Annotated in this window: 18 protein-coding genes; 9 read left to right on the top strand and 9 right to left on the bottom strand. The window is 45.1% G+C overall.

Annotation, left to right across the window (positions count from 1 at the left end; translation table 11 throughout):
• The first annotated feature begins 606 nt into the window (after positions 1-606).
• A complete protein-coding gene (locus tag ACS8FD_RS08250) occupies positions 607-2,319 on the top strand; it encodes an NAD+ synthase (RefSeq protein WP_439275361.1) in 1,713 nt (570 codons plus the stop codon).
• A gap of 149 nt (positions 2,320-2,468) precedes the next feature.
• The gene (gene paeA, locus ACS8FD_RS08255; RefSeq protein WP_439275362.1) at positions 2,469-3,743 is read left to right on the top strand and encodes a polyamine export protein PaeA; all 1,275 of its coding nucleotides are present in this window, start codon (positions 2,469-2,471) and stop codon (positions 3,741-3,743) included.
• Between the two features lie 24 nt (positions 3,744-3,767).
• Here the strand turns inward: paeA and ACS8FD_RS08260 are convergent, their stop codons facing one another.
• Positions 3,768-4,478, bottom strand: a complete 711-nt coding sequence (locus tag ACS8FD_RS08260) for a YggS family pyridoxal phosphate-dependent enzyme (protein WP_439275363.1) — start codon at positions 4,476-4,478, stop codon at positions 3,768-3,770.
• 248 nt (positions 4,479-4,726) lie between these two features.
• Here ACS8FD_RS08260 and ACS8FD_RS08265 point away from each other — a divergent pair, with 248 nt between their 5' ends.
• Both ACS8FD_RS08265 and ACS8FD_RS08270 read left to right on the top strand, forming a co-directional pair.
• Positions 4,727-5,764, top strand: coding sequence for a type IV pilus twitching motility protein PilT (locus ACS8FD_RS08265; RefSeq protein ID WP_439275401.1), 1,038 nt, complete (start codon positions 4,727-4,729; stop codon positions 5,762-5,764).
• A 126-nt stretch (positions 5,765-5,890) separates the two neighbouring features.
• Positions 5,891-7,012 (top strand): PilT/PilU family type 4a pilus ATPase, encoded by a 1,122-nt coding sequence (locus ACS8FD_RS08270; protein ID WP_439275364.1) that lies wholly within the window; start codon positions 5,891-5,893, stop codon positions 7,010-7,012.
• A gap of 73 nt (positions 7,013-7,085) precedes the next feature.
• Here ACS8FD_RS08270 and fur read toward each other — a convergent pair whose 3' ends face one another.
• On the bottom strand, positions 7,086-7,517 hold the full coding sequence (fur, locus tag ACS8FD_RS08275; RefSeq protein ID WP_439275365.1) for a ferric iron uptake transcriptional regulator: 432 nt from the start codon (positions 7,515-7,517) through the stop codon (positions 7,086-7,088).
• A gap of 407 nt (positions 7,518-7,924) precedes the next feature.
• Between fur and ACS8FD_RS08280 the strand changes: the two genes are divergently transcribed.
• Positions 7,925-8,263 carry an outer membrane protein assembly factor BamE gene (locus tag ACS8FD_RS08280; protein WP_439275402.1) on the top strand — a complete coding sequence of 113 codons (339 nt, stop codon included), beginning with the start codon at positions 7,925-7,927 and terminating at the stop codon, positions 8,261-8,263.
• Here the strand turns inward: ACS8FD_RS08280 and ACS8FD_RS08285 are convergent.
• The 4 genes from ACS8FD_RS08285 to ACS8FD_RS08300 form a co-directional block, all read right to left on the bottom strand.
• Entirely contained in the window at positions 8,260-8,664 is a 405-nt protein-coding gene (locus tag ACS8FD_RS08285; RefSeq protein WP_439275366.1) for an RnfH family protein, read from the bottom strand. The two genes, ACS8FD_RS08280 and ACS8FD_RS08285, sit on opposite strands and share 4 nt — an antisense overlap.
• The gene (locus ACS8FD_RS08290) at positions 8,640-9,803 is read right to left on the bottom strand and encodes a hypothetical protein (RefSeq protein ID WP_439275367.1); all 1,164 of its coding nucleotides are present in this window, start codon (positions 9,801-9,803) and stop codon (positions 8,640-8,642) included. Before ACS8FD_RS08290 ends, ACS8FD_RS08285 begins: the two co-directional genes overlap by 25 nt.
• A 188-nt stretch (positions 9,804-9,991) precedes the next feature.
• Positions 9,992-10,660, bottom strand: coding sequence for a c-type cytochrome (locus tag ACS8FD_RS08295; protein WP_439275368.1), 669 nt, complete (start codon positions 10,658-10,660; stop codon positions 9,992-9,994).
• Positions 10,661-10,960: 300 nt separating this feature from the next.
• Positions 10,961-11,296: a c-type cytochrome gene (locus tag ACS8FD_RS08300; RefSeq protein WP_439275369.1), complete on the bottom strand. Its 336-nt coding sequence runs from the start codon at positions 11,294-11,296 to the stop codon at positions 10,961-10,963.
• Between the two features lie 261 nt (positions 11,297-11,557).
• Between ACS8FD_RS08300 and yihA the strand changes: the two genes are divergently transcribed.
• Entirely contained in the window at positions 11,558-12,316 is a 759-nt protein-coding gene (gene yihA / locus ACS8FD_RS08305) for a ribosome biogenesis GTP-binding protein YihA/YsxC (protein WP_439275370.1), read from the top strand.
• 113 nt (positions 12,317-12,429) lie between these two features.
• Here yihA and ACS8FD_RS08310 read toward each other — a convergent pair whose 3' ends face one another.
• Together ACS8FD_RS08310 and ACS8FD_RS08315 are read right to left on the bottom strand one after the other, a co-directional pair.
• Positions 12,430-13,134: an HAD-IA family hydrolase gene (locus ACS8FD_RS08310; RefSeq protein ID WP_439275371.1), complete on the bottom strand. Its 705-nt coding sequence runs from the start codon at positions 13,132-13,134 to the stop codon at positions 12,430-12,432.
• Positions 13,135-13,205: 71 nt separating this feature from the next.
• Positions 13,206-14,216: an RluA family pseudouridine synthase gene (locus tag ACS8FD_RS08315; RefSeq protein WP_439275403.1), complete on the bottom strand. Its 1,011-nt coding sequence runs from the start codon at positions 14,214-14,216 to the stop codon at positions 13,206-13,208.
• Positions 14,217-15,301: 1,085 nt separating this feature from the next.
• On the opposite strand from ACS8FD_RS08315, the gene ACS8FD_RS08320 reads away from it, so the two are divergent.
• Positions 15,302-19,252 (top strand): Rne/Rng family ribonuclease, encoded by a 3,951-nt coding sequence (locus tag ACS8FD_RS08320; RefSeq protein WP_439275372.1) that lies wholly within the window; start codon positions 15,302-15,304, stop codon positions 19,250-19,252.
• 140 nt (positions 19,253-19,392) lie between these two features.
• Here ACS8FD_RS08320 and ACS8FD_RS08325 read toward each other — a convergent pair whose 3' ends face one another.
• Positions 19,393-20,325, bottom strand: coding sequence for a DUF808 domain-containing protein (locus tag ACS8FD_RS08325; protein WP_439275373.1), 933 nt, complete (start codon positions 20,323-20,325; stop codon positions 19,393-19,395).
• Between the two features lie 439 nt (positions 20,326-20,764).
• Here ACS8FD_RS08325 and ACS8FD_RS08330 point away from each other — a divergent pair, with 439 nt between their 5' ends.
• Together ACS8FD_RS08330 and ACS8FD_RS08335 are read left to right on the top strand one after the other, a co-directional pair.
• Positions 20,765-21,634 carry a DsbC family protein gene (locus ACS8FD_RS08330; RefSeq protein ID WP_439275374.1) on the top strand — a complete coding sequence of 290 codons (870 nt, stop codon included), beginning with the start codon at positions 20,765-20,767 and terminating at the stop codon, positions 21,632-21,634.
• Positions 21,635-21,951: 317 nt separating this feature from the next.
• Entirely contained in the window at positions 21,952-23,277 is a 1,326-nt protein-coding gene (locus tag ACS8FD_RS08335; protein ID WP_439275375.1) for a homoserine dehydrogenase, read from the top strand.
• Positions 23,278-23,411 lie beyond the last annotated feature (134 nt).

A 23,411-nucleotide genomic window follows, 5' to 3' on the forward strand; every position in this document is an offset into this window, starting at 1 on the left:
TAGAAGACAGACTTCTAATAAGCTAGGTTTACTTATTTAGAGCTAAATCCTTTTAGTCACAGCATGAAGGAACACCAGCCCAATCGTCGATAGCCATTATGCAGCAACCCTCTATAGAACAGTAATAGTATGTTGTAATTTTTACTTACAATTTTATGCCTAAGGTTGCTAAAGGCTAAAGCTAAATCACGTTTTTAATGAAGAACAATCCTCTGAAAATAAGACCAACTAGCTGATAAAGCTGACTCGATGACTGACTCTTATCATGAACACTAGTCAGTCATCTACTAAGCTAAATGACCGCAGCATTCTCGTAGGCTTGGCAATTGATGTTATACTAAAGGCATTGTGCTCGTGTTTTAACCGCTATCCAATTGCTACTCGATAAGATAGTTTGTAAGTATTAGGGCTAAGGTTGGTTCTGCATTTAGATCTAGTATTTTAGATCTCTAAGGTTTATTTTTAACTATTTTAGCTTAGCAGTTTTGCTGATAAATAACAGCCCTAACCCCAAGCGCTACCCAAAAAAATAACAATGCATTTACTTTATTTTGCTCGACTTATAACAACTCATTACTCAGATAATATATCTATAGGAAAATAACAATGTCAAAAGACAACAACACAAACTCTGCTGATAAAGGCAGAGTTAATAATACCCATGCAAATGCTGATACAGTCACCAATAATGCCGCTGGCAGTGTCACTTTTGCGTTAGCACAATCACATTTTTTGGTTGGCGATATCAATGCCAATACCGACAAAATGCGCAAACTGGCTATCGAAGCTCGCGAACAAGGCGCAGATGTCATCGTTTTTCCAGAATTGGCTTTACTTGGCTATCCGCCGCAAGACTTATTACTGCGTCCTAGCCTCTCAGGCCGAGTCAAAAACGCGCTATCGGCGCTCAGTGATATCGAAAACATCGTCATGATCGTGGGCTACCCTCATGTCGATCATCATGGTACTTTTAATTCAGCAGCTATCTTGCATAATGGTCACCAAAAAGGTTTTTATCATAAGCAAATCCTGCCAAATTATGGCGTATTTGATGAACGCCGTTACTTTGATAAAGGCCGTAATCAAGTTTTATTTGACTATAAGGGTCTTACTATTGGCCTGCTAATCTGTGAAGACTTATGGGAAAAAGCGCCTATCAGCGATCTCAAAAAACAAGGCGCTGATCTGGTCATCAGCCTCAATGCCTCGCCTTTTGAGCTTGATAAGCAAGACAACCGTAAAGCTATGCTAGCTAAGCGTAGTAGCGAACAACAGCTACCGATTCTGTATCTCAATGCTGTCGGCGGCCAAGATGATTTGGTCTTTGATGGCGGCTCAATGGCGGTGCAAGCAGACGGCACTGTCGCTCACGAAGCACCAAGGTTTATGGAACAGCTATTATTAGCGAGTTTGGATGTCAGTACTGCCAAGTTTAACACACAGCAAAAAGCGCCCTTGAGCCTTAGCCGTGAGTCGGAGATGTACCAAGCCTTAGTTGTCGGTCTACGCGACTATGTCAATCATTCAGGATTCACGGGCGTAATTATCGGCTTGTCAGGCGGTATCGACTCAGCGTTGACCTTGTGTATCGCTGTTGATGCTTTAGGTGCTGACAAAGTCTATGCGGTGATGATGCCTTATGAATATACCTCAAAGATAAGCTTGGAAGACGCCCAAGCGCAAGCGCGCCGCTTAAATGTCTCTTACACCGTCTGCCCGATCTTCGATGCTGTTGAAGGTATTCGCCATACTTTAGCGCCTTTATTCAATAAATCACCGGCCGATACGACCGAAGAGAACATCCAAGCTCGCGCCCGCGGCGTTATCTTGATGGCTCTATCCAATAAGTTCGGTCACTTAGTGATTACCACAGGTAATAAGTCTGAGCTTGCAGTAGGCTACTCAACCTTATATGGCGATATGGCGGGCGGCTTCGATGTATTAAAAGACGTCTACAAATCACAGGTTTACGATTTAGCCAGTTATCGCAATCGCTTGGAGGACACGCCCGTTATTCCTGAGCGCGTCATCACGCGTCCACCATCTGCTGAGCTGCGCCCTGACCAAAAAGACCAAGACAGCTTACCTGACTACGATACTTTAGATGGTATTTTGACGCTCTATATTGATGAAGACATGGGCTATCAAGAAATCATCGATAAAGGCTTTGATGCGGAGCTAGTCGCCAAAACCATCAAGATGGTGGATAATAGCGAGTACAAACGTCTGCAAGCGCCAATCGGTACTAAGATCAGTCATAAAGCCTTTGGCCGTGAACGCCGCTATCCGCTAGTTAATAAATGGTCTATTAAAGGCTAAGCGCGCTTTTAACAAATAAACGTCTTACTTTTATCATTAGCTGGGTGCTTGCCCAGCTTTTTTAGTTTTTATAAATAAGTTTTTGTTGTTTTACCTTTATTCATCTCTTCCTTATCATCATTGTTTTTTCTTTTATAACCGAGTACGTCATGAGCTTGCTAACTGCTAGTGTATTTATCTTTATCTTAATTGCGCTCAGCGCTATTGTCTCAAGCTCGGAGCTGGCGCTGGCCTCTGCCCGTAAGATCAAGCTACAAGTCATGGCCAAAGAAGGTGAAGTACGCGCTCTTGATGTACTAGCGATGCAAGAGCAGCCCGGTAGCTTTATCACCGTGGTACAAGTCGCGCTAAACGCAGTGGCTATCCTCGCCGGGGTTATCGGAGAGTCCGCCGTCAGTCCTTATCTAGAGCATTTATTCGGTAATGAAACAGCGGCTTCTGTCGTGTCTTTCATAGTCGTGACGAGCGTGTTTGTCCTCTTTGCCGATCTGATGCCCAAGCGTTTGGCGATGTCTAACTCTGAAGCTATCGCGGTGAAAATGGTCCGACCAATGATATTTTTGATTTTTATTTTTAAACCTATTATTTGGGTGTTCGATGGCGCCGCAAACTCACTTTTCAAGCTCATGGGTGTATCGACTATACGTCAAGATGAAATGACCTCTGAGGATATCTATGCAGTGATGGATGCAGGAGCAGAGGCTGGCGTTATCAAGCGTCAAGAGCACCACTTAATTGAAAATATCTTTGAGATGCAAGAGCGTACCGTTACTTCAGTGATGAACCCGCGCGAGCATATTGTCTATTTTGATACCACTACTAGCACCGAAGAGGTTGTTAGCGTGATGATTAAGCAGCCACACAATAAGTTTTTGGTCTGTAAGGATGATGACTTAGAACATACTGTCGGCTACGTAGAATCGCGCACCTTTTTGGCCGCTGTGCTAGAGCAGCAAGAAGTCTGCTTGCTGGATAACGCGCTGATAAAACCGGCGCTGTATGTGCCTAATACCTTATCGCTATTTGAGGTACTAGAGACCTTTAAATCGACCGGCGCTGACTTTGCCGTTATCGTTAATGAATATGCGCTCGTTGTTGGCGTGATTACCCTCAAAGACGTCATGAGTATCGTGATGGGCGAGCTGGTCACCCTTGAGGAGCAGCCTATCGTGCAGCGCACTGATAACTCATGGCTCATCGATGGGATGACGCCGATTGAAGATGTAATTCGGGCGCTAGGTATTGTCAATTTGCCACACAGTCAAAACTACGAAACCATCAGCGGCTTTATGATGTATATGCTGCGCAAAATCCCCAAAAAGACCGATACGATCGAATACGCTAACTATCGCTTTGAGATTTTGGCGACACAGCACTTAAAGATCAATCAGTTATTAGTCACCAAACTTGATGACGATGCTTAAGGAAGATACCTAAACTTAAAGACCTTAATCACGGGCGCCAAAAATAGCGCTACCAACGCGTACCATCGTTGAGCCATGCGCTACCGCTTCCGTCATATCAGCGCTCATGCCCATGCTAAGGGTATCCCATGAGCTCAGATCTGGATGAGCTTGCTGCATCTCATCGAACAGCTGCTGTGTACGAGCAAAGGCATCGGTGTCTGCTTTGGCAGGGATAATCATCAGACCACGCAATTGCAAGCGCTCATAGCCTTTTATACTGGCTATTAATTCCGGTAGCTGCTCAGGCGTACATCCAGATTTACTGTCTTCGTCATCGATATTGAGCTGAATTAAGACGTTGAGTGCTGCCATACTATCTGGGCGCTGATCATTTAAGCGCTTGGCGATAATGTCGCGCTCAAGCGTTTGCACCCAATCAAAATGCTCGGCGATATCACGGGTTTTATTACGCTGAATACTACCAATGTAATGCCAGACGATACCTTCTACCTCTGCCTTTCCTCGCAATTGGGTGATTTTCTCCAGCGCTTCTTGTAGATAGTTCTCACCAAAATCACGCTGACCCCTTTCCGCTAAAGCGCTTATCATCTCTACAGGTTTAGTCTTTGAAACGGCTAGCAGCTGAACGTCATCTATGCGGCGATGGCTTTGCTTGCACGCCTCTTCTATCTCTGCATTGACTTGTCGCCAGCGGCTTAGTAGTTTATCAGTAGCCCTATTTTCAGTATTCATAAATGACTCAGTTATTTTAGATATTTTTTAGAAGTATTTGTTTACACCATAGACTAAAAGTGCCGACTTAGTCTATTTTTGCATTTTATTTATATAGCAGATGGTCATATAATCCCAGTCTTGTTATTATATTGTTACATGAATTAACGTAAGCGCATGATTCGCTTATCTCAACTGTACTGGTTATAAAGACCTGATTGCCAAGAACTGAACAATAGGAAAGCACCACTATGACTGAAAAAAGCGCTATAAGCATCGAAGACTTATTGCAGTTCACCGTCAAGCATAAAGCGTCTGATCTACATATCTCAGCAGGAATGCCAGCGATGATTCGAGTCGATGGCGAGATGACCCGTATCAACATGCCGGCGATGAGCCATCAAGTCGTGCATCAGCTTATTTATGACATTATGAATGATAAGCAGCGCGCAGATTTTGAAGAGTTTTTTGAAACGGATTTTTCTTTTGCTATACCAAACTTAGCGCGCTTTCGTGTTAACGCTTTTAATCAAGATCGCGGCGCAGGTGCAGTGTTTCGGACAATCCCTTCAACCGTTTTGACTCTAGAAGATTTAGGAATGGGCGAGATATTTAAGAAAGTCTCAGACTTTAAGCGCGGTATTGTATTGGTCACTGGCCCAACGGGTTCTGGTAAATCAACGACTCTAGCGGCTATGATCGATTATATTAATGAGACTCGTAAAGAGCATATCTTAACTATCGAAGATCCTATCGAATTTGTGCATCAATCTAAAAAGAGCTTAATTAATCAGCGCGAAGTGCACCGCGATACTTTAGGTTTCGAGCCAGCACTACGCTCAGCCTTGCGTGAAGATCCCGACGTTATTCTAGTTGGTGAGCTTCGTGACCTTGAGACCATTCGGCTCGCGCTGACCGCTGCTGAAACGGGGCATTTAGTATTTGGCACTTTGCATACTAGCTCGGCGGCTAAAACGATTGACCGCGTTATTGATGTCTTTCCGGCGGCCGAAAAAGACATGATTCGCGCTATGTTATCAGAGTCTCTACAGGCGGTTATCTCGCAAACCTTATTACGCCGTAAGACTGGTGGCCGTATCGCCGCCCATGAAATTATGCTCGGTACTCCTGCTATTCGTAACTTGATTCGCGAAAATAAAATCGCCCAGATGTACTCGTCGATTCAGACAAGTGCCGGTGACGGTATGATTACTCTCGACCAAACTTTAAAAAACTTGGTCAGCCGAGGTACGGTATCGCGAGAGGTGGCGCGCCCTTATGCCAAGCAGCCTGAGACTTTTTTATAGTAAGTTAAGAATGAATAGCGTTTTGCTAAACTCGCCAGTAACAGAGCTTGAGAAAGGATTTATAAAGCTTTTTAAACGTAGATATTTTTTAATTTTATCATTTCATTATTATAGTTTAGGAAAACCATGGACTTCGAGAAACTGCTGCAACTCATGATTGCAAAAAACGGTTCTGATCTTTTTATTACTGCTGATGTCGCGCCTTCAATGAAGGTGAATGGTCAGATTTTTCCGATTGGTAAAACACCGCTCAATGGTGAACAGACTATGAAGCTCGTCAAAAGCGTGATGACGGGTAATCAGCAACAAGAGTTTGAGGCCACCAATGAGTGTCAATTTGCCATAACCGATGAAGCACAGCAAGCGCGCTTTCGAGTGAGTGCTTTTGTGCAGCGCGATATGGCTGGCATGGTTCTGCGTAAGATTGAAAGTAAGATTCCAACCGTTGAAGAGCTGGGTCTTCCCGCCTCCTTAAAAGAGTTGGCGATGAAGAAACGCGGTATTATCTTATTGGTAGGCGCTACCGGTACGGGCAAATCTACCACTCTAGCGGCGATGATAGGCCATCGTAATAGACACTCGCACGGCCACATTATCACCGTTGAAGACCCTATCGAGTTTGTCCACGAGCATCAAGGGTGTATCATCACCCAGCGTGAAGTGGGTATCGACACGCACTCCTTTGAAGCTGGCCTAAAAAACACTCTACGCCAAGCGCCAGACGTCATTTTGATCGGTGAAATTCGTAACCCAACGGTGATGAGCTACGCCATTCAATATGCCGAAACCGGCCATTTAGTGTTTGCCACTCTACATGCCAATAACGCCAACCAAGCTATCGATCGTATTATTCACTTTTTTGAAAGCAATCGTCATACTCAGACCTTTATGGATCTATCCTTGAACCTACAAGCCATTGTCGCTCAGCAGCTCATTCCTACTGTTGACGGCGAAGGACGGCGCGCGGCTATTGAGATTCTCTTAAACTCGCAATTAATCAGTGATTACATTCGTAAGGGTGAGATTCATGAAATAAAAAATGTCATGACTCGTTCGCGTGATAGCGGGATGCAGACCTTTGATCAGGCATTATTCGACTTATACGAAAATGAGGAGATAGATTACCAAGAAGCGATTAAACACGCTGACTCTCCAAATGATTTGCGTCTACAGATCAAGCTCAATAGTAAAAAAAATAAACGTAGCTTTACGGATAACAGTGAAAGCTTATCTTTGAATAACAGTTAATTTTATTCAACAAACACAACAAAAGCAGCTTACCCTTTTGAGATAAGCTGCTTTTTTGATGCAACAATATTAGCTATCTAGCGTTATCTTGGCATTCTTGATTATTACAAATACCGTACAGCACTAAGGAATGACCTGATAACTTAAAGCCATGCTCTTTAGCCACTTTAAGCTGCTCTTCTTCGATGATCTCATTATGGAACTCAACGATTTTGCCACAGATGTCGCAAACCAAGTGATCGTGATGCTCCTCTTGGGTAATCTCAAACACCGATAAGTTATTTTCAAAATTATGGCGCTCAACAATACCGGCCTGCTCGAACTGAGTCAGCACTCGATACACGGTCGCTAGCCCAACATCCTCCCCCTGCTCAATCAGCGCTTTATAGACCTCTTCTGCACTCATATGGTGACGTTCTGCTTGCTCAAGCAGCTCTAATATTTTGACGCGCGGTAAGGTTACTTTTAACCCCGCTTTACGTAATTCTTGATTGGTAATAGTCATAATATCCCTTCTGACTGTTAAGTCTTAACAAATAAGAATAAAGAAATCATTATTAAAAGTAGTTAGCCTTATACTGACAAGTTTAAAGCCGAAATAACGCGGTTATCAATCGCTAGCATTATCTAGCCACCCTAACGCAAGTCTATGAATCTACACTATAAATCATTAAAATCAACCTCAAGCACTGCGTAAATAATGTCGTAAGTGGTAGGCAATTGCAAGTAAATGACGTATCATTTGTTCAAGATTGCCGGCTAGAGTCGCGATAATGGCGATACACCGTGCCCCACCCATTTTTTATGAGTTATTTTACCATGATAAAGTCGTTAGTTCTCCGTACTCCAAATCTTTTATCTTCTTGCACAGCTTCTTTGCCAAAAGCCTTTTTGCGTAACGGACTGCTTGCTATGACCTTGGGCGTTAGCGTCGCCTTATCTGGTTGCTCGTTATTCAGCGTCTATACGATAGACTTGCCACAAGGGACTCCTATTACCCAAACGCAAGCGCAAAAACTGCAAGTGGGTATGAATCAGAACCAAGTGCTCTATATCCTGGGTAGTCCTGCTATTAGAGATACCCTTGCGCCCAATCGTTGGGATTATATTTATGACTATCAGGCCGGCACTGAAGGCAAGCGCAAAGGCATTGCTGATATCAAAAACGCCAGTCAGCATCTGATCGTTTATTTTGACGAACAAGGGATTGTGACTCGTATCGAAGGTGTTGATTCGTTACCCGCCTCTTAACTAGAGGGCTTCGCGACACTTTTGCTTTTACGCTGAGACATCGGATCAGCGTTTAAGCTGCGGTAGACCTCAATGCGATCGCTGGCTTGCAACTGATAGCTTAAAGGCTGCTTTTGCGCGTAAACGCCGACGTGCCAGAGCTTGGCTTTTGGCACCTCTACATCTGCCATCTGCTCACACCATACCGCCAACCCCTCAAACTGCGAGAGCCAACCTGCTTGTGCTAGCGCCTCGTATAGCGTCGTGCCTATTTTTACAGCTAACGATTTGTAGTGCTGACGCTGCGCGGTTTCGGCATACGCCAAATATACGGTGATCATGGTCTGCATCGAGGCTTTGGTGCTAGCAGTGGCCTGCTTTGCTTCTATCTTATCCATCAGCTTGACCACGACAGTATCCAACCGACAAAGGCCAAAATCATCGCTAGTGGCACCACTAAACGTATTGCTATACGCCAAAGGTTGTATAGGGCTTCGCTACTGAAATTCAAAGCCTTACGTAAATGGCTGATCTTCATCTGCCAGCCTGCAAAGATGGACAAAAGCAGTACCGCGATACTGCTTACAATGACGAGTAAACCTACTAACCATATAGTCGGTACTGCTACTGCCAAGATCGCGACTAATACGAGCGCGAGCACTAGGCTGACTAGCAAGCCAAACTTATGCGCCAATTGCTGAGTACTATAATGTAGCAAATAGCTAGCAACAAATAATACCCCAAACCAATAAGATAACTGCCCGATAGGCGGTAAAGATAAGGCGCTCGTTAATAAAGCGATAACCCCGACTACTAACTGCAATATCCAAATCGGTAGCACTCGCTTCGTAGCCGGTAGCTTAGCTGATGTTCTACCAGTAGAGAGGCTAGAAACTGAAGTATTGGTGAATGAGCTGCTTTGCTGATCGCTAGATACCGCGGTGATAGACTCTTTACTGACTAAATGCTGCCCAAACCAATATAGCCCTGTACCTGCGCCGACGCTGACTAAAGCCAAAGCGACCGCTCGCGCCCATTCGCTTAGCGTAATGTTAGTCATAGCAAAATCAATGCTCGGTAAACCATTAGCAAACCCTAGCAATAACCCTATAATAATAAGCCCTAGGCCAATAGGTAAAGTAGTTGCGCCAAGTAGGCTTAATAACACTACGATGACGACTAAGCCGCCTGCTACGGCAAAATGAGGTAGATTAGGCGCACTATTTAGCTCCGTCAATGCTGCTAAGACGCCGCTGCTTGCTCCTGATATAACTAGCGCGGCAATGACTATAGTTACTCCTGCTGCCAACCAGCCAAAGCTGCGCCAAACGGGGCTCGCATCTGCTTCGCGAGTCAGCTTTTGCATACCGGCTAATGGCGCCTCGACACTGCGGTAGGCTAAAGCAATCTCAGCATAAACCACCGGTAGCGACACCAATACCATCGCCAATAACCACAGTAGCCAAAAATCAATCTGTCCTACTAAATCCGGTACAAACCAACGAAACAGTAATAGCGGCAGTAATGCTGCTATAAAATAAGAAGCATAGCGGCTCATCATAATCTTAATCCAAACTAATCTAAGGTTAGTAATAATACAAAAAATACGCTCATCTTTAAACGGTAGCATTCAAACGATAGTAATAGTAAAGGTTAAACAGCTATAAAAAAACCCCGAGAACGGGGTTTAATCATTTGCCAATTATTATCTAAAGTAAGCGAACCATTCAGTCTATCTACTAAACCATCTTAGTGTAGAGCGCTAATGTAGTCTGACAAAATGCGAATATCACGATCTGATAGTCTTGACGATACCATCTGCATCATGCCTTTTTCGCCTTCTTTATCTGCATCGTTATAACGCTTTTGATCATCACCCGTCACATCATCTTCACGGCCCGCAGCACGAAACAGTTTGAGCTGAGTGGAGATATACTCAGCGTGTTGACCGCCTAGGCGCGGAAAAGCGGCCCAAGTGTTACCAGCCCCATCGGGACCATGACAACCGGCACAGCCGATAACGCCGCGCGACTTATTGCCACCTAAGAATAACTTCGTCGCTTCTTGATTGGTAGCCGGATTAGCGAACCCTACGCCCCAAACTGGTTGTTCAGAATAGTAACCCGCTACATTAGCCAAATCTTGCTGTGACAAGTTCGCCACTTGCGACTGCATAATACCATTGACTCGGTAACCTGATTTAAAGTTGACCAGTTGTTTATAGAGATATTTCACATTCTGGCCACCTAAGTTAGGTTGCGCAGGTACGACACTCACTCCATCGACCCCGTGACAGGCAGCACATACTGTTTCAGCGATTTGTTTACCGGCATTAGCGTCATATTCAGGAACGATAATAGCAGCTTGGACGCTGTAACTTGCAACACATAAGCTGGCGGCAGCGATTAACTTTTTCATTGATACGAATCCTACTAACTCGGCGTAAGCATTACTTGGAGTATTTGTAATATAGAGGAACCAGACATCTGATACGTACAGACATCTGACACATAATCGTCACTATGCTACTTATTAGCACAGTGCGTTCCTCTTTAGGTCTCAATTACAAGCCGCCCAGAAGTACTTACTAACATCAGGGTTTATTTGCGATTATTATAGCAAGACTTTAATGGATTTGCCTACTTAATCGTCATACCTAAGGGTTTTTATCATAAGAGTAATCACTTAAAAAGCCATCAGCAAGGTATTAATTAGCCCTTATTTACTCATATAATCGATTAATTTACGATAATCATCATCATTACACTTATCGCATAAGCCGCCCGCTGGCATCTGAATCATACCGTTTTTTACAGAGCTGACTAAGGCAGGCATCCCTTTTTGCTGTTTCAGCTTGGCCCAAGCCGCACTATCGCCTTTTTTTAGTGCACCCAGCGCACCGCTATCATGGCAAGCTGCGCACGAGTTATCATAAGTAGTGGCAATATCAGCCACAGCAGGACTGCTCATCAATATGCTACTTAACATCATTGCAGCGACACTACCGCCCAAAGTACGACTGGTCTTTGCAACTGTTTTGAGTAATGAACGCATAACACACCTCCTCTAGTAGATTGGTTGTTTTGCGACTGTATTTGCTAGTATTGTAACAATATATGTCATGTTAATATAGTTCCCTCCTGTTTAATTATGGTACAGCTAATAGGAGGAAAAGCGGTAAGCCATCGTATGGCTCAACATTTAGTGCAATTAACTCATTCACACGCTTTGAGCAATCTTAAGTGCCTATTTGCTTTAATGTTGGGCGGTTATTGATATAATGCCTCTATTAATTATTTCAATAATGAGTCCGTTATGAGCACCCCCTACAGCGATGTTGCTAGTGAGCACGCCGCATTCAACACCAAATCGCGTCAACGCATCCAGCAAACTGAATTTATGACCTCAGCGCCTACTTTTCGCCTCTGTCCTCCTGATGCTGGATTGGAGATCGCCTTTGCAGGGCGCTCAAACGCCGGTAAATCATCTGCTATCAATGCTTTGACCAATCAGCGTCAGCTTGCCCGCTCTTCCAAAACTCCGGGGCGCACGCAAATGATTAATTTCTTCAAAATCGGCGACACCGATAGACGCTTGGTGGATTTGCCCGGTTATGGCTATGCAGCCGTGCCGCTGGAGATGAAAAAAGAATGGCAAGTAGAGCTAGAAGAATATCTAGTCTCGCGTGGGAGCCTTGCTGGGTTAGTGCTCTTGACAGATATCCGTCACCCTTTGAAGTTTTTTGACGAGCAAATGCTGCACTGGGCAAAAGAAGGTGAGCTGCCGGTACATATCTTGCTAACTAAAGCCGATAAGCTTAAATACGGCGCTTCCAAAAATGCGCTGCTAAATATGCGTAAGCATCTTAAAAAAATCGGCTTAAATTGTAGCATTCAGCTGTTTTCAGCGCTGAGAAAAGAAGGTTTAGAAGAGCTAGCTGGAGTGATGGGGCATTGGTACGACTACAAGCTTGACGCAGACGGTATGTTACAGCAGCAAGCTAGCGAAATGGTTGTAACACAATCTGATAAGATTGAAGTGGACAGCTCTGTCAGTAATAACAATGAGCACTAAAATAAGTAACCGATGAACCTGCTTATTTAAATATTGATCATTGAGCAAAAAAACAGGCTACCTTATCATCAATAAGGTAGCCTGTTTTTTTGGGTCTATTTACCACGCTTTTGCTAACAGGACAATAACTCGGCTAACGCTTCAGGGGTCTGCACCTGATAAGTAGGCTGCTGCGCGGCAAGCTCTGCATGAGTTGCAGTGCCGTAATCGACAGCGATGCTCGTCATTCCTAGACGATTCGCCATTTGGATATCATAGATACTATCGCCAATATAAACCGCACGACTGACCGGCTGTTTGCTAAAATTTAAAATATCATGAAGCATCTGCGGATCAGGTTTCGAGCCTGCTTCATCGGCGCAGCGAGTCATTACAAAATACTCATGACTAGCAGAGGCTGATATCACCCGATCAAGCCCGCGACGGTTTTTACCTGTAGCGACCGCAAGCTGTTTACCTTGAGCCTTTAAGTTTTTTAACATGGCTTCTATTGGCGCAAAAAAAGGCGTACGCGGGCTATTGGCAATATAGTAATCGGCATAGCTTTGCTGAATAGCCAACTGCTGCTCTACGCTTGCCTGCGGATAGAGTATTTCAATACCGCTCAGTAAACTTAGACCTATGATATCTTTGATGGCTTTATCGTTAGTAATGAAACCGTGTGCCTGCCCTGCGATGTGCATGGTTTCGACGATTAGACCGATAGAATCCATCAAAGTCCCATCCCAATCAAAGATAATCAGCGCTTTATGGGCTAAATGATGCTCAGGGAGTAAGTCATTGATGAGAACACTGCGCTCAATGGTGGCTTCGGTCATAAATTGGCCTTTATTTTAACTTTCTGCAAAACGCTATAGTCGGATAATTAAGTTTATTTTAGCAGCTAGGTTTATTCTGGTAGCTCAGTTTGCTCAGGGAGCCAGTCCGCCATATCTTCTGGCAATGGCGCAGTAATCATCTCATAGCCAGGAATATCCAAACGCCACGCATGCAAGCAGAGACGGTGAACGCCTGATTTATCATGGACGTTGTATTTATCATCGCCCAAAATCGCGTGGCCAATATGCGCTAAATGCACGCGTATCTGATGGGTACGGCCGGTCAGCGGCTTAGCTTCGATTAGGCTGACGGGCTGCTCATTTATAGTGAAGCGGCTATGGACAATAATATCAGTCTGGCTGTCTTTGGCTTGCTCATCTTGCGCCTCGACTTTGACGCGGCGCTCGCCACTAGCTAAGGTATAGCGTAGGAGAGGCGCGTCGATACGCTGCTCGCCCATCACAGGCTGACCTTTGGCCATACACAGATAGTGCTTCTGGATGGTTTTATCGACCAAATGCTGCTGCAAGCTCTTGAGCGTTGAGCGTTTCTTGGATATCATTAGCAGCCCTGAGGTATCTTTATCGATACGATGAATCAGCTCTAGGTATTTCTTACCAGTGACCTCGCGCATGGCTTCGATTACACCAAAATCAAGCCCGCTACCGCCGTGCACGGCAATGCCTGAGGGTTTATTGAGCACCATAAGGCCTTCATCTTCATATACCACGCGTGCCAGCAGACTTTTGGCAAACTCAGTACTGATAATAGGTTTTTCGCGCGTGGCTAGTTGCACCGGCGCAATACGCACTACGTCTTCACGCTGTACTCTATCATGAGCTTTGCAGCGCTTATTATTGACGCGCACCTCATCAGAGCGAATCATCTTATAGATGTGCGCTTTTGGCAGACCTTTTAGACGGTTCAGCAAAAAGTTATCTAAGCGCTGATCGTGCTGATGGCGGGTGACTTCTAAGTAATTAACTTTACCAAAATTACCAATTTCGTCGTCAGCGCTTTGGGGACGGGTTTTGCTGTTGAATATCACAGGGGCTTCATGGCTAGGTTTATCATCGGTCATTGTCGAATTCGTCATTTTTAGTTAGGTGTTTACACAAAGATTTGTTATAGTTTAGCATGTTGAGCACGGGTGGCGGTAATGTTACGCGTCTCATCCGATTTTAAAGCAAGATATTTGCTAATCAACCAAATACCATTTACTTAATACGTGCATAACGACAGCTTAAATGATAACTTATGTTTAAATTAGGATTTACAACCCTTTGTTTATTCATCAGCCAAGGTCGCGCTATTGAGCAAGTAAGAATAGTTTGAACTGATAATAAATAGCTGACTTACTAAATTAGTTTTAAAAAACTATTGGCGGTCAAACAGATTTAACTGGTAGCGACGATATCCTACCTACAGTACCTACAGCTTAGTAGCTGTGTTAGTCCCTATTCGCATCGACGTATAAGCATTAGTATTAACGATAAACATTAGTATTAACGCCTAAAATGTGCCCAAAAAGGCGCTTAACTTTGTTGCGAAATAAGGTGACTGAAACTTGAATATTTATTTTGTTTGCCAAGTACGCCCCGCTAACCTGAAGTACCGCTATCAATTATCAAAAAAATTATCATTGTAATAAATGCTTTACTTATAAAATAATAGACAACCTCTTTTGCAGGTCTAAACTGACAACTTGTGCTTTACAACCACTTTTGTTAACTGAACGCTTACAATCACTGTATCAAGGATATTGATTGATTGTTCAATACAAAAAACTTACGGTTTGCTTATATGATTTGCTCATAATGGCAACTCTTGTTAGGACAACCAAGGTTAGAACAATCAATTTTTAGAAGCGTATTTAAACCACAGTTTTGTGAATGCCGCTATAAAATAGAATCTACAGCTTTACACCCTCTAGATTTTATCAGGAGCTTGACAGTAAGCCTCTTAGCCCTTTAAAGAGAAGCGTATCTAAACGGCTCGTTTATCATAGCGACTGGCGGCGCAAACTTTGCAAAGCAAATATATCGTTATAACCCCTCTATTATTTTGTAAACATTTTTTATGAGCGCTGAGATGAAAATCAGCTCTACTTGCCCATCAGCCTAAAATCTAGCTTGTCGTGATTGTGCGTCCTCATAGGATATTAATATGAAGCGCATTTTAATCAACGCTACTCAAAACGAAGAGATTCGTGTTGCCCTGTGCAAAGGCAATCATCTATACGATTTCGATTTAGAAAACCGTACTCGCGAACAGAAAAAATCCAATATCTATAAAGGTCACGTCACTCGCGTCGAGCCTTCGCTTGAAGCTGTGTTTGTCGAATATGGCTCACAGCGTCAAGGGTTTTTACCTATTCGCGAAATCTCTACAGAATACTTAAGCGGCAATCCGCGTGATGAAAATATCAAAAAGCTCATCAAAGAAGGCGATGAGCTCATTGTGCAAGTCGAAAAAGAAGAGCGCGGTAATAAAGGCGCGGCGCTATCGACTTATGTGTCATTAGCGGGTCGTTATCTCGTGCTGATGCCCAACAACCCTCGCGGCGGCGGTATCTCTCGCCAGATATCCGGTAAGCTGCGTGAAGATATGAAACGTATGCTCGGCAATCTTGATTTGCCCAAAGGTATGAGCGTCATCATCCGTACCGCCGGTATCGGTAAAACTCAAGAAGACTTGCAGCACGACCTCAACCACTTGCTCAATATTTGGCAAGCCATTCAAGAGCAGAATAAAAAATACCCTTCACCGCGCCTGGTACACCAAGAAGCAGGCGTCGTGACCCGTGCAGTGCGCGACTATCTGCGTGATGATATCTCTGAGATTTGGATCGATAACGAAAACGCCTACGTTGAGGCGGCCGGCTTCATCGATGCAGTAATGCCAAAACAAGCAGAAAAACTGCGTAAATATACTGATTATGAGCCGATGTTCTCTCGCTTCAACATCGAAAAGCAGATCGAAACCGCCTATCAGCGTGAAGTGCGTTTGCCCTCAGGCGGCTCTATCGTCATCGATCAAACCGAGGCGCTCGTATCCATCGATATCAACTCGGCCAAATCGACCAAAGGCTCAGACGTCGCTGAAACCGCTTATCATACCAATTTAGAAGCCGCTGATGAAATCGCTCGTCAACTGCGCCTGCGTGATATGGGCGGTCTTATCGTTATTGACTTTATCGATATGAATGATAACAAGCATCAAAAAGAAGTCGAAAAACGGCTGATTGATGCCACCAAATATGACCGCGCGCGCGTGCAATTCGGCGATATTTCTAAGTTTGGTTTGATGGAAATGAGCCGTCAACGTCTGCGTCCATCATTAGAAGAATCGACGGGCTATATCTGCCCACGCTGTCATGGCAACGGTATGATTCGTGATTTACGCTCATTGTCGCTATCGATTATGCGGCAGATTGAACAGATCGCGTTAAAAGAGCGTCAAGGTGAAGTACAGGCTGAAGTACCGACTGATATCGCCGCTTTCTTATTGAATGAAAAACGCGACAGCTTAGTCTATCTTGAGCAAGACAGCGGTACTCGCATTACTATCTTGCCGCACGCGCATTTAGAATCGCCAAACTTCAAATTGCACTTCAATCGTGATGGCTTTGCGCCCTCAAGCTACGAGCGTATCACTGATACTCAGCAGCAAGAGCATAGCGATTTAGGCTACGATGTTGATTGGCAAACGGCTGAAAATGAGCGTCCAGAGCAGCAGCCGACGCGCCAACCTCGTCAAAGCTCAAAGCCTAATAGCTCGGCTCCAAGCAGTCAAAATAAAGCCCAAAACGACAGCGCAAACTCTCGTCAGGCGAATAGCTCGCAAAGTAGCGGCCGAAATAATAATGACAACCGGCCTCAAAGCCAGCAACACACGGCTGATCGTACGGTGACCCACAGCGATCACAGTAACGAGCGTCGTAGTCAAAGTAATCAAACCAACCGCAACGCCTCGAGCGATACCAGCTCAACCGCAGCTACTAGCTCTGCCGCGCAGCCGCAAGCCGTCGCTTGGCTATCCAACTTGTTCGCGCAAGCGCCGCAAGCTAAAGTCGCTAATGTCAGTAGTCGCGATGCCGCAGAAGCGATAGAAACTTTGGTCAACACTGGCGCGCAGAGCTTAGGTTCATTAGGTCAAACCGATAGCAGTGCTTTAAACCAAAATGCTGCTACAAGCTCGCAAGATCAGAATCAGAGTTCTGAAGATTCAGGTTCTGAGCAGCAGCAAACGCGTCAACACAAAAATGATGACGATAAAGACCGCAGAGGCGATGATAGACGCCGCCGCAAGACTCGTAAGCCTAGGTCCTCACAGTCTTCTAAGTCGCAGCAAAGAAAAGAGCAGCGCGATGGCTCAAGTAGTAACCGCAGTCAAGACGATAACGACAGTGCTGCTAATAATACTACCAACGGCAGTCGTCAAGATAGCAGAGCTGACAATAAAAACAGCTCTGATAAGCGTCATAGCGATCGTAATACTGATAGTGATCGTAATGGCAGTAATGAACGTCAGAACGATCAGCGCAGTACCGACTCTGATGAGCAAACCCTTGCTAAGCGCAAGCCGCATAGCAAACGCAGCTCACGGGGTTCGCTTGAGCGCGGCAAGACGCTAGACGCTACGGCAAAATCTAGCTCTGCTGACCAAACTAAATCAGATGACGCTCAGCACAGTAATGCCAAGCAAAACAGCCAGCCGCGTCATCAGGATAATAATGCCCAAACTGCTACTAATGCTCGCCGCAATCAAGACCCTAACGAAGTCACGTTACAGGTCAATGAAGCGCCCGTGCAGCTCAAGACGCCGGAGGTCGTACATCTATCGTTAGATGATAGCAAAGCGCCCGCTTCTCGCTCCTCAAAAGCGGATAAGCAAGCAGACAAGCAAGCGACTGACAATAAGTCTGACGCGCAAAAAGCAAGTCAAACGACGGCTAAAGAGGATGCTAGTAACAGCGAAAAAAGCGCAAGCTTGGAAGCTGACAAAAACGCTACCAGCGTAAAAGCTGAAAATGCGAAGCAGACTGCTAGCACGCAAAACGCCGATAACGCTGTTACTGGCGAGCATAAAGAAGCGTCTGCAGCAGCTGACGTCGCTGGCGACAAGCAGACGGCTGAGCCAAGCCGCGACTTTGTCCTAGATCATGATAGTTTATTTGCAGCGCGTTACGTCACTGCCAATAAGTTCGGTCAGGCTAGCAATGACCCACGCGTAGTACGCAGTCAGCAACTAGCAAATGCTCAGCCGCAAGCGGACGACTCAGCTTCTACTGCAGTCAATCCTACGCCTAGCATTCGCGGCTCGGTTGGCGCTTTTATTCGGGCGACTTTAGCTTCGGCTGAGAAGCGCTTAGCAGATGAAGGCGTGATCCATTGCTTTATTGCTGCGATAGCTGAGCATTCACAGCAAGAGGGCGCTGCCGCAGAGACCAGGACTGAGCAAAACACTGGCTCTGTAGATATCAGCACCTTTAGCTTTAGCAACTATGGCTATGACTCGCTAAGTGCCGAGTACCTTCAGCGCTTTGCGGCTATGACTACCGCCACAAGCCAAGTAGCAATAGAGCAAGGCAAAACTTCAGTAGCGCCGCGCCCTATCGCTCAGCGCGCGAGCAATGATCCTCGTGGTCAACATCCTGACTATCAAGAAGCAACTCAGCAAGCAACTTTGACTGTGCCTGAAGTCGCAGGCGACACTAGTGAGGTGGACGCTGATGAAGTAGAAGCTACTGCGCTATCAAGAGAGGCGCAAGCTGAAAGCATCACAGCCGAAAGTGAGCAGTTGTTACAGGAAGAGCAGGCGCTTGTTAGCCAGGAAAGTCTGGAGACGAGCGTGGCTGATGAGTCTGCCATTACTGACAGCGAAGTAGCAGCGACAGACAGTACCGGGGCTGAGAAGTCAAAAACGACTATCGCCAGTTATAAAAACATGATCGAAAATGTGGCTGAGCAGTTATTGCCACAAACGGGAATGTTTAATCTGACGACGCCAAAAGTGCCGAAAGCGCGAACGCGTAAGCCAAAGACTGAGCATAAGAAGCCCACGCAAGCCGAAAAGGCTGAAGCAGAGAGTATCGATAAAGAAGCGGATAGTTAATGACACTCGCTTTTGCTATTAGAAATAGTAAAAGCGCCGATACTCAAAAGCCCCGATAGTTAACTATCGGGGCTTTTGTTTGTCAGGGCTCTTTATTTTGTTTAATGCTATTTAATATGCTTAGTGCTTTTAATTGCAGATCAATGTGCGGCTGATTTTGTGCCATCATCGTCGCCGCGTATTTTACCAACGATAGTAAAAATACCAACGATAATAGCGCCGATAATAAAGCCGATGACCCCATTTAAGAGAGCGGTAGTCACGCTTTCAAAAACGCCTGTCAAATGGGCAATATCCTCTACCCCATGATCCAAAAAGCCAATACCATGCACTAAAATACCGCCACCCACTAAAAACATTGCTAAGGTGCCCGCAATAGACAGAAATTTCATCAGTTTAGGCGCAGCAGCAAATAATACTTTACCGACTTTTTGGGTGAAGTCACCTTCTTCTTCCATGAGATGTAAACCTAGATCATCTATTTTTACGATACCCGCCACTAGGCCATAAATACCTATCGTAATCGCGATGGCCAAAATAGATAATACTAAACTGCGCTCAAGAAGCGTTGCCGATGCTGTCGACCCCAAGGCAATCACGATAATCTCCGCGGATAAAATAAAGTCAGTACGAATAGCGCCTTTAATTTTACGTTTTTCAAAAGCGACCAAATCAACGTTTTCATCCGCATTGGCTTGTAGACGAGCCGCGTGCTCTTCGTCATCAGATAATGCGTGTGGCCAAAATCTATGGATGACTTTTTCAGCGCCTTCATAAACCAAAAACAGACCACCACACATTAGCAAAAAAGTAACTAGCGGCGGATAGATGGCACTAATAATAAGCGCGGCTGGTACTAATATAAGCTTATTTATAAAAGAGCCTTTGGCGACTGCCCAAACTACTGGCAGCTCACGATTGGCTTTGACCCCCGTCACCTGCTCAGCGTTCAGCGCTAAATCATCGCCTAACACCCCGGCTGTCTTTTTTGCGGCGACCTTGGTCATGACCGATACGTCATCCAATATCACACTGATATCATCAAGTAGCGTTAGTAAACTGGCACCTGCCATGTATATTCCTTAAAAGTTATGAATTTATAATTATGCGTCAACAAATAACGGTATATCGACACTTATGTCTGTCTGTGCCTATTTTATCTATGTCTTTATTATTAGCTTAATCATAGAAAACCTAGCTAATGATGACATAACCAGAATGACATTACATAGTAAGAATGTATTTTATTTTTGATTTCCTTACAAAGGCTGTATAAAATTCGACACTGTTACTTATGACATTGGTATTGATGACACAGATGCTCATATTGATACTGTTTACTTTTTGGATGATGCTAAGATAAGAATGTCTCACTTAGCGCCTATTTAATAAAATGTGTTAAGATACAATGTTTTATTCGTTTTTATTTAAGTTTTATTCGGTTTTACTTGTGCTTTATCTGCACTCATTACCAAACCATAGATAAGCGCTAGCGCTTATAGGAAACGTTATATGTCTCTACCCCCCTTTCCAAAAGCTGGTGCGGCTAGCCACAAATCCGCTAATAATCCTAGACGCAATAGGTTGACGCGGGCGATGATGAGTACCCTACTGGTAATGATAGCGGCCGGATGTTCGAACAATGCCGCTGACGCGACGAGCTCTGATGTCGTCAGCAATAAACAAGCCGTGGTAGCGACCAGCAAGCCAGCGAAAGACAACGATGCAGCAGTAGTGAGCGCCTTGCAAGCTAACCTAAACGCCTCTGGCATTGAGGAGACTATTCTCTCTGCTGTGCCCACTGATATGGAGGGTATCTACTGGGTAAGCGCCGAAGGTCTGCCTTCTTTTTTTACGGATAAAGCCGGCAAGCATATCATTCAAGGTCAGATTGTCGCTGTCGGCGGCGAGACACCTGTCGATATCAGTGCAGATTTAGTTGCTAGAACCGCAAAAGAAGCGTTAGAGCGCGTCGATAAAAAGGACATGGTTATTTTCCCTGCAACGGGTGCAACCAAGTCAGTAGTATATTCTTTTACGGATGCAGACTGCGGCTACTGTCGTAAGTTGCATGAAGAGATTGCCGATATCAATGCTCGCGGTATTGAGGTTCGCTACTTAGCTTGGCCTCGTAGCCCAGAATCTATTCCCAAGATGGAAGCTATCTGGTGTAGTCAAGATCGCAGGGCAGCTATGAATCAGGCAAAAATGGGCGCTGACGTACAAGCGCCTAGCTGCGCAAACCCCGTGCAAGAGCAAATGGCTTTAGGGGCGAGTCTCGGCGTGCGCGGTACGCCAGCTATCTTTACCGAAACCGGTCACCAAGTGGGGGGTTATCTACCCGCCGCGCAGCTAGAACAAGCGATTAATGCTACTAAGTAGCGGCTGCAAAAATTAATTTAGTAGCACTGCAGTCAATACACCGTAGTCAGCAACATTGCATAGACGCAACGGCAGCTTGTCGGTATGATACGATAAAGCGTTAAATAAGCTCAGCGTTAGAGTAAGGTGCACTGAATATTCTGCTGTGTCACTGACAAAGACTATTGGTAACTGCTCAATAGCATCTAGTGGTTAATGAAGCGTCTCCTTACTTAAGCCTTTATCTCATCTTTAAGGGCGTTTTTTGGTAGTTTAACTGAGTATTTTGATAACCCTGACTTATCTTTTTTATACACTTATTAATTTTTGAGGATACTGTGAGTAAATCCATAAAACTAGCGATACTTGGACTCGGTACTGTCGGTACTGGCGTCGTCCATTTGATAAATGACAATTTAGACGAACTTAAGCGCCGTAGTGGACACGATATTACCATCACTGAAGTCGGTACTCGTCGTCAACGTGAAGATATTGATGCCAGTATTACCCAAAATGCCGATCTCATGGCAGTAGCGGCGAGTGATAATGTCGATATCGTCATCGAAGTCATCGGCGGCACTACCCTTGCAAAAGACGTCATCCTGCAAGCCATCAACAATGGCAAGCATGTGGTCACTGCCAATAAAGCTTTGCTCGCTGAGCACGGTAATGAGATTTTTGCAGCGGCAGAAGCCAATAACGTCCATGTTGCTTATGAAGCTGCGGTCGCTGGTGGTATTCCGATTATTAAGGTTATGCGTGAAGCCTTAGCCGCCAATAAAATTGATTGGCTAGCAGGTATCATCAATGGTACGGGCAACTTCATCATGACGGAGATGCGCGATAAGGGTCGTCCGTTCGCTGAAGTGCTAAGCGAAGCACAAGAGCTTGGCTATGCTGAAGCGGACCCAACTTTCGATGTTGAAGGGATTGATGCCGCGCACAAGCTTGCGCTACTAGCGTCTATTGCTTTTGGTATTCCTCTACAGTTTGATAAAGTTTATTGCGAAGGCATCACTGATATTACTTTACAAGATGTCAGCTATGCTGAGGAGCTTGGCTACCGTATCAAGCACGTCGGTTTCGCGGTTCGCCGTGATGGAGACGGCGATAAGGATAAGGCTGGTATTGAGCTGCGCGTGCATCCGACGCTTATCCCGCAAGACGCTTTACTAGCGAACGTCAATGGTGTCAAAAACGCGGTATTGGTCAATTCACATCCACTCGGTCAGACGCTGTATTACGGTGATGGCGCTGGGGCTGGGGCGACCGCTTCTGCGGTGATGGCCGATGTGATGGATTTGGTGCGCGTGATCGGCAGTGATGTTGCTGCCAAACATGTGCCGCACTTATCCTTTCAGCCTGAGCAGCTATCTGATACGCCCATTTTGCGAGCAGAGCAGATGACTAGCGGTTACTATCTGCGTGTACATGCTTTTGATAACCCGGGAGTGCTAGCAGATATCACGCGCATACTAAGCGATGCTGGTATCAATATCGATGCCATCTTACAAAAACCTGCGCACAAAGTCGGTCAAGTACCGGTCATTATCTTGACCTTGCCGGTGGTAGAGAGTCAGATGAACCTAGCGATTGAAAAAATAGAGAAGTTAGAAGCTATTACGGGCAAAGTGGTACGTATTCGCTTGGATGAGTTGGCTTAACTGCTGACTGTGCCGAATGACTACGACAGATTGGTCTGAAAAGCTTGTTTAGGGTCTGTTCAACAGCCCCTAATGTCTGACCAGCTTTTTGTATCACTTTATCAGTATAAAACTGAGCGTTTTAAAACAGTAAG

It is taken from the genome of Psychrobacter sp. 1U2, assembly GCF_051847575.1.